5 protein-coding genes and 1 pseudogene are annotated in these 15953 nt (G+C 76.6%); all 6 read left to right on the top strand.

Annotated features, from left to right (window positions below):
* The first annotated feature begins 144 nt into the window (after positions 1-144).
* On the top strand, positions 145-834 hold the full coding sequence (locus tag GTY84_RS23385; protein WP_161228343.1) for a hypothetical protein: 690 nt from the start codon (positions 145-147) through the stop codon (positions 832-834).
* A 198-nt stretch (positions 835-1032) separates the two neighbouring features.
* The gene (locus GTY84_RS23380) at positions 1033-1545 is read left to right on the top strand and encodes a hypothetical protein (RefSeq protein ID WP_161228342.1); all 513 of its coding nucleotides are present in this window, start codon (positions 1033-1035) and stop codon (positions 1543-1545) included.
* Positions 1546-1672: 127 nt separating this feature from the next.
* Positions 1673-2419, top strand: a complete 747-nt coding sequence (locus GTY84_RS35035) for a 4'-phosphopantetheinyl transferase superfamily protein (RefSeq protein WP_161228341.1) — start codon at positions 1673-1675, stop codon at positions 2417-2419.
* A gap of 335 nt (positions 2420-2754) precedes the next feature.
* Positions 2755-4173 carry a PfaD family polyunsaturated fatty acid/polyketide biosynthesis protein gene (locus tag GTY84_RS23370; protein ID WP_202551635.1) on the top strand — a complete coding sequence of 473 codons (1419 nt, stop codon included), beginning with the start codon at positions 2755-2757 and terminating at the stop codon, positions 4171-4173.
* A gap of 165 nt (positions 4174-4338) precedes the next feature.
* Entirely contained in the window at positions 4339-5205 is an 867-nt protein-coding gene (gene fabD / locus GTY84_RS23365; protein WP_161228340.1) for an ACP S-malonyltransferase, read from the top strand.
* A gap of 30 nt (positions 5206-5235) precedes the next feature.
* A pseudogene (locus tag GTY84_RS34105) lies at positions 5236-15486 on the top strand (SDR family NAD(P)-dependent oxidoreductase); the annotation flags it as partial.
* Between the last annotated feature and the right edge of the window lie 467 nt (positions 15487-15953).

Below are 15953 nucleotides of genomic sequence, written 5' to 3'. Positions count from 1 at the left end.
CGCTGCGCGTCCCGGGGCCGGGCCTTCGTATTCTCTGCGCTTTCTTGCCCTTTGCCTTGCCTTGCCCTGATACACGGCTTGCACGGGTCTTCGTAACGTCACAGCGAGTGCAGCAGACCGTCATCCCCGACGCGAAGGACCCCCATGCCCCGACCGCCCGCTCCGCGCTCCCCCCTGCCCCCCGCCGGCCTGGCCGGACGGCTGGGCGCCTATCTGGCCGGCTGCGCCGTGTTCGCCGCGGGAGCCACCCTGTTCATCCACTCCGACCTCGGCACCGACCCCCTGGACGTGCTCGCCCTGGGGCTCAAGGAACACCTCCCCCTCACCATCGGCATCGCCCAGGCCGGGATCGCCGTGGTGTGCATCACCGTGTGGGCCGCCTGGAACCGGCGGCGCCCGGTCGTGGCCCCGTTCGTCACCTTCTTCCTCTGCGGAAGCCTGATCGACCTGATGCTGCTCGCCGACCTGTCGCCGGTCGGGAACGTCCCGTCCCTCGTGGCCGCGGTGCCGCTGTGCGCCTACGGCAGCGCGCTGATCATCATGAGCGGCATCGGCATCCGAGCCATGGACCTCGTCGTCATCTCCATGACCCTGCGGTGGCGATGGCCCTTCTGGGCGGCCAAGGCGGGCGTGGAGGCCGTGCTGCTCGCGGCCGGGTTCCTCCTCGGCGGTCCGGTCGGCATCGGGACCCTGTGCTTCCTGGTCTTCGTCGACGGCCTGATCCAGCCCTGCATGGCGCTCAACCACCGGGTGCTGCGACTGCGCAACCACGGCCTGTCCGACGATCCGACGCGCGGCGCACGGGCACGACAAATGTCGGGCAGCTCTCCGTGAGGATTGCCTGGGCGGCATCCCAGCGGCGAATGAAGCGGAATGCGAAGTGCACGTCAGCTGCGGGAAAGGTGAGGGAAAAGTGCCAGTACAGAGCGATGGTGAATGCCCGCCAGCGATCGTCGGGACTGTTTGCGGAATCCCCTGGGCACCTCTCGTGGGCACCTTGACCGGTCATTCGGGGCGCCAATACTTGAGCGCATGACCGAAAAGACCGAGGGTGCCCTCTCCGAGCGCTCGACCCTCACCGAGGCCGAGAAGTCCTTCGTCCACAAGATCGCCGAGCACTACCACATCACCGACGGAATGGAGTGGGAGCGCGGCTACGTCATCGGCTGGATGATCATCAACTACCCGGCGAAGCAGAGCGCCGACGAGATCGCCCGGACGCTGGACATCCCCCGGGAGCCGGTGGACTGGATCGCCGACCTGCTGACCCCGCCGGGCGTCTACAGCCGGGAGCCGATCCCCGGCGGCGACGACTACCACCTCACCCTCAACGACGGCGCGTGGCCCAACGCCGTGGAGCACTCCTTCCGCCGGATACCCGAGTTCCACGCGGCGGTCCAGCACGGCCTGGACGTCCTCAAGGACCAGCCGGAGGAGCGGCTGGAGCGGCTGCGGCGGATGGAGCGGCTGTACGGCGTCATCTCCCGCAAGCTGGAGGGCGTCTTCGACGTCTTCGAGGAGCACCGCAACGCGGCGGCGAACTGATCCGGTCCACCGGCTCGTTGCCCGGGCGCTCCCGGCCGGCCCGCCGGGGGCGCCGCGCCGGGCCCCGGTCCGCGCGTCCGGGACGGGCCACCGCCCGCGTCCGCCTCCCGGAGGGCGGCGGGGGACGGTGACCGGACCGGCCCGCGCCGTCCTGAGCGGAACGGACGTCCACCTGTGGACGGCCTCCCTCGCGGGGCGGGACGGCCGTCCCGCCGGAACGGACGCGCACGAACGGTTCCTGTCACCGGAGGAACGCGACCGGGCGGAACGGTTCCACTTCGCCCGGGACCGGGCGCAGTACGTCCTGGCACGCTCTCTGGTGCGCCGCTGTCTGTCCGGGTACGCCGATCTCGCGCCCGGGGAGTGGGAGTTCGAGTCCAATGCGTACGGAAAGCCGTCCGTGCACCACCGGCTGGGTCTCGACCTCGACTTCAACCTGTCGCACTCGCACGGCATGTGCCTGCTCGGTGTCACCCGGGGCCGCGCGGTCGGGGTGGACGTCGAGCGGGACGATGCCCGGATCTCCCTGCCCGGACTGGTCCACCGGGTGATGTCCGCATCCGAGACGGAGGAACTGCGCCGGCTGCCCGCCGGGGAGTGGAAGGCCCGGTTCCTGGAGGCGTGGGTGTTCAAGGAGGCATATGTGAAGGCCCGGGGGCGGGGTCTCTCCCTGCCGCTGCAGGACATCTCCGTCCTGTTCTCCGGGGCCGGGGGCGGCCCACGGCTCGTGCTCGGGCCCTCGCTGGCGGACCGGCCCGACCGCTGGCGCTACGGCTCCGTCCGGATGCCCGCCGGGTTCCACGCAGCGGTGTGCGTGGCGGGGNGGGNGGACGAGCCGCTGCGGTTCGTCCTGCGCGAGGCCCCGCCGCCGTAGCGGACGCACAGCCCGGTGCCGCGTGGCGTCCGTCCGGCTGCCCGGACGCGGCGGGCCCGGTGCGGAGCGTCCCCGGTGGGCTCGCCGGTGCGGGCGTCCCGGTGGGGCCTGGGCCGGCGCGGCCGTGCGGTGGTCCCGCCGTCCGGTGCCGCGGCCGCCGGGGCGTCCCTGGATGCCGCGCACCGCACCCGTCCCGCCCCCGCGCCGGGCGCCCGGCGTCCGTACCCGTCCCGTCGTCCTCGTCCCCCGTCGTCCTCGTCCCCCGTCGTCCTCGTCCACGCCGCCCGGTTTCCCGCACCGCCATCGACCGCCGTCCCTCGTCCTGGAGGATTCCCTTGCTCTCGCCCGACGCCACGTCAGGTCCGCGGGCCGCCGTGCCCCGGCCCGGTCCTCGGCCGGAGGACCTCGGCAGCGCGGACTTCCGCGCCGACCACGGTGTCGCCTACGCGTACGCCTCGGGGTCGATGTACAAGGCCATCGCCTCCGTCGAGCTGGTGGTCCGCATGGGCCGGGCGGGTCTCCTCGGCTACTTCGGCGCGGGCGGCCTCGCACCGGACGAGCTCGACGCGGGGCTGCGGCGCATCCGCGCCGGGCTCGGCGCCGGGCGGCCCTTCGGGGTCAACCTTCTCGCCTCCCGTCCGGACCGCGAGGAGCGCACCGTCGACGCCCTCCTCGCGCACGGCGTGGAGCGGATCGAGGCCGCCTCGTTCGTGCGGATCACGCCCGCGCTGGTGCGCTACCGGCTGACGGGCGCTCGCCTCGCCGCCGACGGCACCGTGCGGACCCCGCACCGGATCCTGGCGAAGGTGTCCCGCCAGGAGGTGGCCCGCGCGTTCCTGTCCGCGCCGCCCCCGGCGATGGTGCGCGAGCTGGCCGCCGCGGGCCGCATCAGCGAGCGGGAGGCGCGGCTCGCCCCGTCGGCCGTCATGTGCGACGACCTCTGCGCGGAGGCGGACTCCGGCGGCCACACCGACCAGCGTCCGCTGACCGCCCTGCTGCCCGCGCTCCTCGCCCTGCGCGACCGGGAGGCACCGGACACCCCTGCGGCACGGCGGGTCCGGGTCGGCGCGGCGGGCGGCATCGGCACTCCCGAGGGGGCCGCGGCCGCCTTCGTGATGGGCGCCGACTTCGTGCTGACCGGCAGCGTCAACCAATGCACCGTGGAGGCGGGCACCTCGGACGCCGCCAAGGACCTGCTCCAGCGCGCCGAGGTGCAGGACACCGCGCTGGTGCCCGCCGGGGACATGTTCGAACTGGGTGCCAGGGCGCAGGTGCTGCGCCGGGGCCTGTTCTTCCCGGCCCGGGCGAACAAGCTCTACGAGCTGTGGCTGCGGCACGGGTCGCTGGACGACCTCGATCCCGCGACGGCGGACCACGTCCAGCGGCGCATCCTCGGCCGGACCTTCGACGAGGTGTGGGAGGAGGTTCGCGCCCGCTACGCCACCACCCGCCCGTCCGTGGTCGAGCGCGCCGAGGCGGACCCGAAGCGCCGGATGGCGCTGGTCTTCACCTGGTACTTCGCCCGGGCGACCCGGGCCGCCATGGAGGGGGACACGGAGCGTCGCGTCGACTTCCAGATCCCGTGCGGACCGGCGCTCGGGGCACTCAACGAGCGGCTGCGCGGCACGGACCGGGAGGACTGGCGCGCCCGTCACCCGGACGACCTCGCCCGGCTGATCATGACCGGCGCGGCCGAGCTGCTCGCCCGCGCCGCCCGCCCCGCCGCGCCGCGCCGGCCCCACGCCGCCGCCTAGTCCGCCCTTGCGCCGCGGTCCGCGTCCGCCGCCGTCCGCTTCCGCCGACGGGCCCCGGCGGCACGGCCGAGAGGCCGTCCCGGTTCCGCCGGGGCCGTCCACGCCCATCCCTCCCGGCCCCCGCGACCGGCCCCCAGCCCCCACCTTCCCTTGGGAGAACCGGACATGACGCTCATCCACGTGTTCCCCGGCCAGGGCTCGCACCGCCCCGGCATCGGCCGGGACCTCTTCCCGAAGTTCCCCCACCTGGTGCGCCAGGCCGACTCGGTCCTCGGCCGCTCCCTCGCGGACCTGTGCCTCAACGCCTCCCCCCGCGAGCTGACCGACACCCGCAACACCCAGACCGCGATGTACGCGGTGAGCGCGCTGGCCTATCTGGACACGGTCCGCGAGACGGGCCTGGTGCCGGACGTGGTCGCCGGTCACAGCCTCGGCGAGTACGTGGCGCTGTTCGCGGCGGGAACCTTCGACTTCCTGACCGGTCTCGAGATCGTGCTGCGCCGGGGCGAGTTGATGGCCAGGGCGCCGGAGGGCGGCATGGCCGCGGTGATGGGCGTCGACGAGGGGCGCATCCGGGAGATCCTCGCCGAACGGGCTCCGGAGGTCGACGTGGCCAATCTCAACGCGCCCGACCAGACGGTCGTCTCCGGCCCCCGCGAGGAGATCGCCCGGCTCCGGGAGGTCTTCGGCGGCGAGGCGGGGGCCGTGGTGCCGCTGAACGTGGGCGGGGCCTTCCACTCCCGCCGGATGGCCGGCGCCGCCGCCGAGTTCGGCGGCTTCCTCGCCCAGTACCGGCTGGCGCCGCCCCGCATCGAGGTCATCTCGAACGTGACCGCCCTGCCGTACGGCGGCGACGCCCCCGCCACCCTGCTCACCCGCCAGATCACCGCCCCGGTGCGCTGGTCGGACAGCGTCGCGCACCTGCTGGAGCGGCCCGGTCCGGAGTTCCGGGAGGTCGGCCCCGGCCGGGTACTGACCGGGCTCATCGCCCGGATCAAGGCCCAGCACCCGGCCCTGTCCGCCACCGTCTGACCCCACGAGCGAGCGAGTCGAGAGGCGACCATGGAAGACGACCAGACGACGCCGATCCGGACCCGGGCCTCCGCCGCCGTGGTCGACCTGTTCCGGCGGGCCAGCGCCGACGAGAACCCGCTGCACGTCGACCCCGGCTACGCGCGGCGCACGGCCTTCGGCGCCCCCGTGGTCCACGGGGTGCTGGGCGCGCTGCTCACGCTGTCCGGCCTGGAGCCCCGGCCCGGGCGGGTGCCGGTGCGGATCTCCGCCCGGTTCCACGCACCGGTGCACGCCGACCAGGAGTACACCCGCGAGATCGTGGAGGACACGGCCGGGCGCGCCGTGGCCCGCCTCCGGGACGGCAGCCGGGCGCTCCTGGAGGTGACGGCGGAGTTCCGGCCGGTCACCGGGACCGAGGAGGGCACGGCGGGCGCGCCACGCGTCGTGGACGGCTCCGCTCCGGGGGACGGCGTGAAGGGCGCGTCCGGTGCCCCGGACTCCGGGGACGGCCCGGGGGTGCGGCGGGTGCGGGCGCGCGACGCCGCCCTCGGCGAGTTCGCTCCCGGGCTGGCCCTCGGCGAGGGGTACGCGCCGCGCTGGGCGGCCGTGGACCGGCTGGTCGGCGAACTCGGCCTGAAGGAACGCGGGTTGGGGCCCGAGTACGTCGGGGTCCTCGCGTGGATCAGCTATCTGGCCGGGATGGAGGCGCCCGGCCGTGCCGCGCTGCTGTCGGACTTCGAGGCGGTGTTCCGCCCGGAGGACGGGGCGGGCGGGCCTGCCGACGGCTTCACCGCCGCCGCCGAAGTGGCCGACGTCCGGGAGCGCTTCCGGATGCTGCGGCTCACCGGCAGGGCCGGGGTGTCCGGGGTGCGTGCCTCGGTCGATGTGCGCGCCTTCCACCGCGCCGAGGCCCCGGTGACCGATGTCGGGGCGCTCGCGGCGGCACTGCCGGGCGGGGAGCCGCTGCGGGGTCGTACCGCCCTGGTCGTCGGGGCCAGCCGGGGGCTCGGCGCGGCCGTCGCCCAGGCGCTGGCGCTCCAGGGCGCCGTGGTCTACGCGGGCTTCCACCACGGCGCCGAGGAGGCGCGGGCCGCCGCCGGGCGGCTCGGTGAGGCGGGGGCGCGCCTGCGGCCGGTGCCCGGGGACGCCGCCGACCCGGAGTGGGCCGCCGGGGTGCTCGAGCGGGTCCGGGCCGAGTACGGCGGGCTGGACGTCCTGGTACTCAACGCGGGCCCGACACCGGCCGAACTCCCCCTGGAACCGGGGACGTCGGAGCGCGCCGCCGCCCATGTCGCGCGGGCGCTCGCGCTGGTGCGGGAGCCGCTGGCCGCCCTCGCGGCGGAGGTCGCCGGGCGGGGGGGCGGGATCGCCGTCATCTCCAGCGCGTGGGCGGCCGCCCCGCCTCCGGGCTGGTCCGCCTATGTGACGGCAAAGTGCGCGGTCGAGGGCCTGGTGCGCGCCGCGGCGGCCGAACACCCCGGCGCCGCCTGGCTGATCGCCCGCCCGCCCCGGCTGCGCACCGGCATGACCGCCGCCGCGCTGGGAGGCGTACGGAACGCGCCGGTGGAACCGGTGGCCGCGGCCCTGGCGGACGCGCTGGGCGGGTCCGCCCCGGCGGGCGGGGTGCGGGTGCTGTCCTTCGCCGAGGACGGAACGGCACCGGCGGACACCCCTTGGGGACACCCGGCGGAGCCCGGTGGTGACGGGTCCGGCGGCCCCCCCGCCCCGGCCCCGGAGACGGGCGGGGGCGGCCGGGGTGTGGCACCGGGGACCGGACGCGCCGGGAACACGTACGGAGCGGCGGCCCCGGGCCGCACCTCGGGTGCGGAGCTCGCGCGGGACGGGGGCGCGGATCCCGGGACGAGGGCCGGAGCCGAACCCGAAGCAGGGACTGAGCCCGGCGACATCTCTCGGGACGCCCCGGGTGCCGGGGACGGCGGTACGGATACCGGGCGGGTCGCTCACGGCGCGGCGCCGGCGGGGGCGGACGGGACCGGAGCGGACAGGGCGGGGACGGACGACATGGGGACACGCGACGGCGTGGGCACGGGCGGCGCAGGCACGGGCAGCGCAGGGACAGGCGGCGCAGGGACAGGCGGCGCAGGGACAGGCGGCGCAGGGACAGGCGGCGCAGGGACAGGCGGCGTGGCAGGGCTCGACGTGGCGACGGGCGGGGGCGAGGCTACCGTGCCCGCCGGGACCCCGCAGCCGGTACGGGACCGCGACCTCGGCCTCGTGGCCACCTTCACGCTCGATCCGCTGCTCGAACCGCTCCAGCACTGGTGCGACCGGCTGGGGCTGGGACTGGCCGTCAGACCCGCCGGATACGGGCAGGTCTTCCAGGAACTCCTCTCCCCCGGTGGTGTGTTCGCCACACAGGAACGGGGCGCGAAGGCGGTACTGGTCCGGACGCAGGACTGGCCGGACGGTGAGGCCGGGCGCACGGCCGGGGAGTTCGTCCGAGCCGTGCGCACCCACACGGCACGCAGCCCCGTACCGCTCCTGGTGCTGCTGTGCCCGCCCTCCCCCGGGCACATCGGGGGCCGGGGGCGGGACGAGGAGCTGACCGGCGCCGAGGCGCTGATCGCCCGGGAGCTGGACAGGGTGCCGGGCGTGCATGTGCTCGGGCGGGAGCGCTGGGCGGGCGGCACCGTCCCGGCGGGCGAGACGCACCACGACGGGGCGCGGGAGGCCGCGGCCCACATCCCGTTCACCCGGGAGGGCTGTGCCGCGCTGGCGGCCGGGGTGGCCCGGGCGGCACACGGCGTGCTGACCGCGCCCACCAAGGTGATCGTCCTGGACTGCGACAACACCCTGTGGGGCGGTGTCGTCGGCGAGGACGGGCCGCGCGGGGTGCGGCTGGGACCGGCGCACCGCGCGGTGCAGGAGTGGGCCGTGGCCAGGCGGGCGGAGGGCGTCCTGCTCTGCCTGGCCAGCAAGAACGAGGCGGCCGACGTGGAGGAGGTGCTGGCGGTGCGCGAGGACATGCCGCTGCGCCCCGGGCACATCACCGCGCGCCGGGTGAACTGGGAGCCCAAGGCGCTCAGCCTGGCCTCCCTCGCCGCCGAACTCGACCTGGGCCTGGACGGCTTCCTCTTCCTGGACGACAACCCGGTGGAGGTGGCGGCGGTGCGCGCCGCCCACCCCGAGGTGCTGGCGGTGCGGCTGCCCGGGGAGGACGAGGACGTCCCCGCCTTCCTGGACCGGCTGTGGTCGGTGGACCGGCTCGCCGTCACGGACGAGGACCGCCGTCGCGCCGACTTCTACCGGGCCCGGGGGGAACGCGACGCGATGCGCCGCGACGCCGCCTCGTTCACCGACTTCATCGCAGGGCTCGGCCTGGTGGTGGACGTGGCCCCGGCCACGCCCGAGCAGTACCCGAGGCTGTCCCAACTGACCTATCGCACCAACCAGTTCAACCTTTCCACCGTCCGGCGCGGGGAGGCGGAGCTGCGGGCGCTCGCGGCCGGGCCGGGGGTGCGGGTCCGGGCCGTGCGGGTGCGGGACCGGTTCGGGGACTACGGGCTGGTCGGCCTGGCCGTCACCCGGCCGGACGGGGAGGGGCCGGACGGGGAGGGGCCGGACGCCGTCCTCGACACCTTCCTGCTGAGCTGCCGGGTGCTGGGGCGCGGGGTCGAGCACGCCCTCCTGGCCGCCGTGGCGCGGGATCTGGCCGGGGCGGGGGTGGCTGGGCTGGTGATGCCGTTCGTGCCGAGCCCGCGGAACACCCCGGTGGGCCGCTTCTTCGACTCGGTGCTCGGCTCCCGGGCCGAGCCGGGCGAGGACGGCCGCGTCCGGTACCGGGCGCCGGTCGCGGAGGTCGCCGGTGTGGTCTTCGCACCGGAGGGCGCGTCGGCGGGGGACGCGCACGGGGAGCCGGAGGGTACCCACCGGGAGGGCGTACGACCGGAGGGGGCTCCGGAGCTGCGGGCGTCCGGCTCCGAGACGGCGCTCTCGCACGAGGCGGTGCGGGAGCGGGCGCGCCGACGGGCCCTGACCGCCCTCGCGGAGGACCCCGATCCGCTGGCGTCCGTGCTGCGGGCGACCGGACCGGGCGCGCACCGCCCGGACAGCGCCGGAGTGTCGGCGCCGCCCCCGGTGCCTCCGCCGGCACCGCTGCCGGTGTCCGGGGCACCCGCGGAGGGGACGTCCGCGGCCCCGTCGGCGCCGTCCGCGCCGGACGTGTTCCCACCCGGACCGGACACCGCGGCCGACCCGGCCTCCGGGGGCGGCGTGCCGTCCGCCCCCGGCGGGGCGCTCGCCCGGGCGCGGGAGGCGGTGTGCGCGGCGGTGGCCGAGGTGACGGGGGTACCGCGCGCCGAACTCGGCGGCCACACGACGCTGGAGTCGGTCCGTCTGACCTCGCTGGCCATGGTGGACGCGATCGTCCGGCTGGAGGAGCGGTACGGCCGCCTGTCGACGACCCTGTTCTTCGAGCACCGCACGCTGGGCGAGGTGGCGGCGGTCCTGGCCGGGGACGATCCGGACGCCACGCCCGCACCCGGCCCCCGGGCGGTGCCGCAGGCCCGGCCGCAGCTCCCGACGGGGGCCCCGGTGCGGGAGACGGAGGGGAAACGGGCCACCGGTCCGGCCGCGGCGGGCACCGGGGCAGCGTCCGCCGCCTCCCCCGCGATCCGCGCCGCGTCCGCCGACGGCTCCCCCGGTGACCGGGGGCACGAACCGGTCGCCGTCGTCGGCCTGGCCGGCCGCTACCCGGGCGCCCGCGACCTCGAAGAGCTGTGGCGGAACGTGCTCCACGGCCGCAGCGCGGCCGGCCCGGTGCCCGCCGACCGCTGGGACCACGCCTCGCTGTACACACCCGGGGGCGGGCCGGGCCGCACGTACAGCGGGGTCGGCAACTTCCTCGACGGGGTGGCGGACTTCGACCCGCTGTACTTCCATATCGCCCCGCGCGACGCCGAGCAGATGGACCCGCAGCAGCGGGTGTTCCTGGAGACGGCGGTCGAGGCGGTCCAGGACGCCGGGTACGACCGGCACTCCCTGGAACGGAACACGGGTGTCTACGTGGGCGCCATGGCGGACGACTACCGGGCCCTCGCGGCCGACGCCGCCGCCGCCGGCCGCGCCCCCCACCCGTACACCGACACCTACGGCATCGCCAACCGCGTCTCCTACGTCCTGGACCTGTCGGGTCCCAGCATGGTGGTGGACACCGCCTGCTCGTCGTCGGGCGTGGCGCTGCACCTGGCCTGCGAGGCGATCCGGCGCGGTGAGGTGGAAGCGGCCATCGCGGGCGGCGTCAACCTGGTGCTGCATCCGGTGCGGCACATCCAGTACGCGCAGATGGGGATGCTGTCCCGGGCGGACGCGTGCCGTCCGTTCTCGGCGGGCGCGGACGGCTTCGTGATGGGCGAGGGCGCGGGCGCGGTCCTGCTGAAGCCGCTGTCCCGGGCGCTCGCGGACGGCGACCACATCCACGGGCTGATCCGTGGCACGGCCGTCAACTCCGGTGGCCGCACCAGCGGTTTCACGGTGCCCAGTCCGGAGGCGCAGACGGCGCTCGTCTCGGCGGCCCTGCGTTCGGCGGGAGTGGACCCGTCCACCATCGGCTATGTGGAGGCCCACGGCAGCGGCACCCCACTGGGCGACCCCATCGAAGTGCGTGCCCTGCGAGCGGCGTTCGGGGAGCGGGGGCGGGCGGGACGCTGCGCCCTGGGGAGCGTGAAGGCGAACATCGGACACCTGGAGCCCGCGGCGGCCATCGCCGGGCTGACCAAGGTGCTGCTCCAGTTCAGGCACCGCGTCGTGCCGCCCACCCCGCACGCGGACACTCCCAGCCCCTTCGTCGAACTGGACGGCGGACCCTTCCGGTTGCAGTCGTCCGCCGAACCGTGGGAGCCCGAGGGCCGGGAGGCCGACGGCGGGCTGCCGCCGCTGCGGGCGGGGGTCAGCTCCTTCGGCGCGGGCGGGGTCAACGCGCACCTCGTGGTGGAGGCGTACGGGGCCGCGACGGCGCGCCCGGAGGAGGAAGGGGACGAGTGCGGGGGCACCGGGCTCTACGTGCTGTCGGCCCGCACGGAGAGGCAACTCCGCTCCACCGCGGCACGGTTGGCCGCCCATCTGCGAGGGCCCTCGGGCAGGGACGCGCGGCCGGCCGACGTGGCGCACACCCTGCGGGTGGGCCGGGAGGCCCTGGACGTGCGCGCGGCGTTCACCGCGCGGTGCCGCGAGGAACTGCTCGCCGCCCTGGACGCACTGGCGGGCGGCTCACACGAACCGAACGGCGTGCGCGAAATGTTCGGCGCGCACGGCGGTGACGGCGCGCACAGAACCGAGGGCGGGGACGGTACGGACCACGCGGTGGGCCCGGTCGGGACCGGGCGGCCGGACGGTGGCGGCGTGGCGCGGGCGGAGGCCGTCGGAGGCGGTTCCCCTCTGGTGCACCGGGGGCGGCTGGTGCGGGGCGGTCCGCTGGCCGGGGTGTTCTCGGGCCCCGGCGGGGGGCAGGACTTCCTGGCGTCGCTGGTGGCGCGGGACGACCTGGACACACTGGCCCGGCTGTGGACCCAGGGGGCGGAGCCGGACTGGCCGACGCTGCTGCCCGCCGCCCGCCGTACACCGCTGCCCGCCTATCCCTTCGAACGGACCGCGTACTGGCTGCCGTCGGCCGCCCCGGTCCAGGACGGCGGCGTCCCGGCGCCTGGCGCAGGCGGCGGCGTCCCAGCGCCGGGCACGGGCGGCGGCGTCCCGGAGTCAGGTGCCGCCGCGCCGCGCCGTGGCTCCCCGGCGCCGCGTCCCGGTACCGCCGTCACCGGCGCGGCGGTCGCGCACCCGTCGGCGGAGAACCGGTGGCCGGACCCGTGGCAGGAGGCTGAGCAGGGGCAAGCGATCGGCGTGTGGGCGCCGTACTGGCAGGACCGGGCCGAGCGACGCCCGGCGGGCGGGGCTCCACCGGGGACGGTCGTGGTGCTCGACGCGCCCGGCGTCCCGCCGGTCGGCGAAGGCGACGGGGACGGGCCGTGGGCGCTGCTGCGCGCGGTGGAGTACCCGGAGGGGGTGACGGCCGACGGCGCTCCCGGCGTCGCGCTGCGCCGGGGCGACCCCGGCGGGCTGCTCGCCCTGCTGGAGCGAGCGGCGGACCGGGGCCCCGTGGTCCTGGTGGACCGGCGCGCGTGCGGGGCGGGGCCCGCGACCGGCGATCCCGTCACCGCCGTGCTGCGGCGGCTGCCCGCCGCAGCGGGCCGGGCGCTCTGCGCGGGCGCCCTCGCCCCGCTGACCCACGTACAGGTGACCCCGGCGGACTCCGAGGACCCGGTGGATGGGGCGGTCGCCGCCTTCGGCCGGGCCCTGGCCCGGGAGACCAGCCGCTTCCGGCACGTCCGGGTGCGCCTCGCCGAGGGCGCGGCCCCCTCGCTGCGGGAGCTGGTGGCGGAGGCGGACGGCGCCGACGCCGAGGTGCGGATCGGGCCGGGCGGACGGCAGGTGCTGCGCTTCGCCCGGACCGGACCGGCCCACGGGGACGACGGCGCGCACGGCGGCGGGGGCGGGGGCAGCGACGACGCCGGGTTCTCCCCAGGGGCCCACTACCTGGTCACCGGGGGTGCCGGGGGCATCGGGCGCCTGGTCGCCGAACACCTGGCCGCGCGGTACGGCGCGCGGATCACCCTCGTCGGGCGGTCGGCGCCGGGCCCCGGGCACGAGCGGTTCCGCTCCCGGCTGCGGTCCCTGGGCGGGGACGGCCAGTACCTCGCTGCGGACGTCACCGACCGCGCCGCGCTGGACGGCGCGCTCCGCACGGCCCGGTCCCGCTTCGGCGCGCTCGACGGGGTGCTGCACGCGGCGGGCGTGGTCGAGGACGCGCCGCTGCGGGACAAGGACGATGCGCGGATGGCGCGCGTGCTGGCGCCGAAGACCACGGGCACCGTCCTGCTGGACGAGCTGACGGTCCGGGACCGGCTCCGGCTGTTCGTCCTCTTCTCCTCCGTCGTCGGCACAGTGGGCAACGCGGGCCAGTGCGACTACGCGGCGGCCAACGCCTATCTCGACGCCTTCGCCGTACGCCGTGACGCGCACGTCGCGCGGGGGGCGCGGTACGGCCGGACGGTGTCCGTGGCCTGGCCGCTCTGGTCCGGGGGCGGGATGCGGCTGGACGCCGAGGCGGCCTCGCTGGCCGTGACGACCATCGGCCTGGTGCCCATCGGGACCGGGGAGGCGCTGGGGGTGCTGGAGCAGGCCCTCCGCTCCGGGGCGCCGCGCCTGTACGTCTCCCGGGCCGGGGCCGGACGCACCCGGGCGGTGCTCGGGCTGACCGGGCTGGACGAAGCGGCCGGCGCCGCTCCGGTCCCGCCGGGCGTCACGGCCCCCGCGCCGGACAGTCCGGCGGCGCAGGATCCGGCGCCCCTCGCGGAGCGGGTGCGGGCCCTGGTGACGGCCCGGGTCGCGGAGGCCGCGGGGATCGCTCCGGAGGGGATCGACCCGGCGGTCGAACTGGGCGCCTACGGATTCAACTCGGTCCTGCTGACCGCCCTCGCCAACCGGCTCAACGACACCCTCGGCACGGCCCTCACCCCGGTGCTCTTCTACGAGTTCCCGACGGTCGACGCGGTCTCCCGTCATCTCATGGAGCGTCACATCGGGATTGTCACGGCCTCGTTGGCAGACCGGTCGCCCGATTTGGCGGCAACTGCCGGGAACGGGGGCCCGGCGGACGCGTCCGCCGCGGCGAGCGCCTCCGGGCCGGCGGAATCGTCCAGTACAGAGGGTGCCTCGGGCCCGGAGAAGACGCCCGGCCCGGTGGGGACACCCGGCGCCGCGGGCACCTCCGGAACCTCCGGCCCGCACGGCACGACCGAGCGGCACGGCACCACCGGGGGGCCCTCCGGCAAGGCGTCGGCAGCGCGGCCGGGCGGGGGCGGCGGGGCCGAGCCCGTCGCCGTCGTGGGCCTGGCGGGACGCTTCCCGGGCGCTCCGGACGCCGAGACGTTCTGGCGGAACCTGCGCGCCGGGCGGGACATGGTCACCGAGATCCCCGCCGAGCGCTGGGACTGGCGGTCGTACGACGGCGATCCGCGCCGGGAGCCGGGCACCTCCGACTGCCGGGCGGGCGGCTTCCTCGACTCGGTGACCGGCTTCGACGCGACGCACTTCTCGCTGTCCCCGCGCGAGGCCGCCCTGATGGACCCGCAGCAGCGGCTGTTCCTGGAGACCTGCTGGCACGCGCTGGAGGACGCCGGGTACGACCCGCGGTCGTTCGCCGGTTCGCGCACCGGTGTCTTCGCGGGGGCCACCCTGCACGACTACCTGGAGGTCCTGGGCGCGCACGGCACCGCGGCCGCGGGGCACACCGTCACCGGCAACGTGCACGCCATCGTCGCCAACCGCGTCTCCTACCTGCTGGACCTGCGCGGCCCCAGTGAGACGGTGGACACCGCCTGCTCCAGTTCGCTGGTCGCCCTGCACCACGCCCTCGCGGCACTGCGGTCGGGCGAGTGCGACGCGGCCCTCGTCGGCGGGGTCAATGTGGTGATGACACCGACGTGGTACGTCTCGCTCAGCCGGGGCGGCATGCTGTCGCCGGGCGGACGCTGCCACACCTTCGACAGCCGCGCGGACGGCTACGTTCGGGCCGAGGGCGTCGGCGCGGTCCTGCTGAAGCCGCTGTCCCGGGCGCTCGCCGACGGCGACACGGTCCGGGCGGTGATCCGCGGCTCCGCCGTCGGGCACGGCGGCCGGAGCCACTCGCTGACGGCCCCGACCCCGCGCGGCCAGGCCGACACCGTCGTGGCCGCGCTGCGCGACGCGGGCGTCGCCCCGGAGTCGGTGGGGTACGTGGAGGCGCACGGCACCGGCACGAGGCTCGGTGACCCGATCGAGGTCCAGGGCCTCCGGCTCGCCTACGAACGGGCCTCCGACGGCCGGGGCGCACCGGCCGGGACCACGGTGCTCGGCGCGCTCAAGGCGTCCGTCGGCCATCCGGAGAGCGCGGCCGGCGTCGCCGGGCTGATCGCCGTGGTGCACGCGCTGCGGGACCGGACGCTGCCGCCGGTGGCCGGGCTCGACGTCCTCAACCCACTTCTGGAGCTGGAGGGTTCGCCGTTCCGCGTGCTGCGCGCCGCCGAGCCGTGGACTCCGTCGGGCGGCGGGCCGCTGCGCGCGGGGCTGAGTTCCTTCGGCTTCGGCGGGGTCAACGCGCATGTCGTGGTCGAGGAACCGCCGGTGCCCGCGCCGCGTCCGGAGGTCCGGCCGGGGCCGCAGGTGGTGGTGCTGTCGGCCCGGACACGGGAGCAACTGTCCTCGTACGCCGAACGGTTGCGGGACGCCGTCGCGCGGGACGGCGCGCGCCTGGACGATCTGGCGTGGACGTCGCAGACGGGGCGCACCCCGCTGGCCGAGCGGCTCGCGGTGGTCGCCTCGTCGCGGGCCGAGCTGTGCGAGCGGCTGTCCGCCTGTCTGCGGGACACGGGTGAGGCCGGGACGCCGGGTGTCCATCTGGGCGGACCGCACCCGGGAGCGGCGGACGGTCCCGCCGTGCGCCCGGCCGATCCGGCGGACGCCGCGGCGCGCTGGGCGGCGGGCGAACGGGTCGACTGGACGGCGCTGCACGACACGCCCCGCCGCCGGGTGCCGTTCCCGGGGTATCCCTTCGACCACGGCACCGCGTTCGGGCCCACGGGGATGCCCGCGCGGCCGGCCCCGGGTAGCACGGCTTCCGACCCTGGCACCGTGTCCGGCGGCGCTCCGGCGGGCGGCTCCGCGAACGGCACGGTGCGGGGTGACACCGTGCGGGGTGCCACGGTGCGGGGCGG

Source organism: Streptomyces sp. SID8352, assembly GCF_009862265.1.
Taxonomy (GTDB): domain Bacteria; phylum Actinomycetota; class Actinomycetes; order Streptomycetales; family Streptomycetaceae; genus Streptomyces.
The sequence above is the reverse complement of the archived record's forward strand: the minus strand, read 5'-3'. Positions and strand labels throughout refer to the sequence as shown.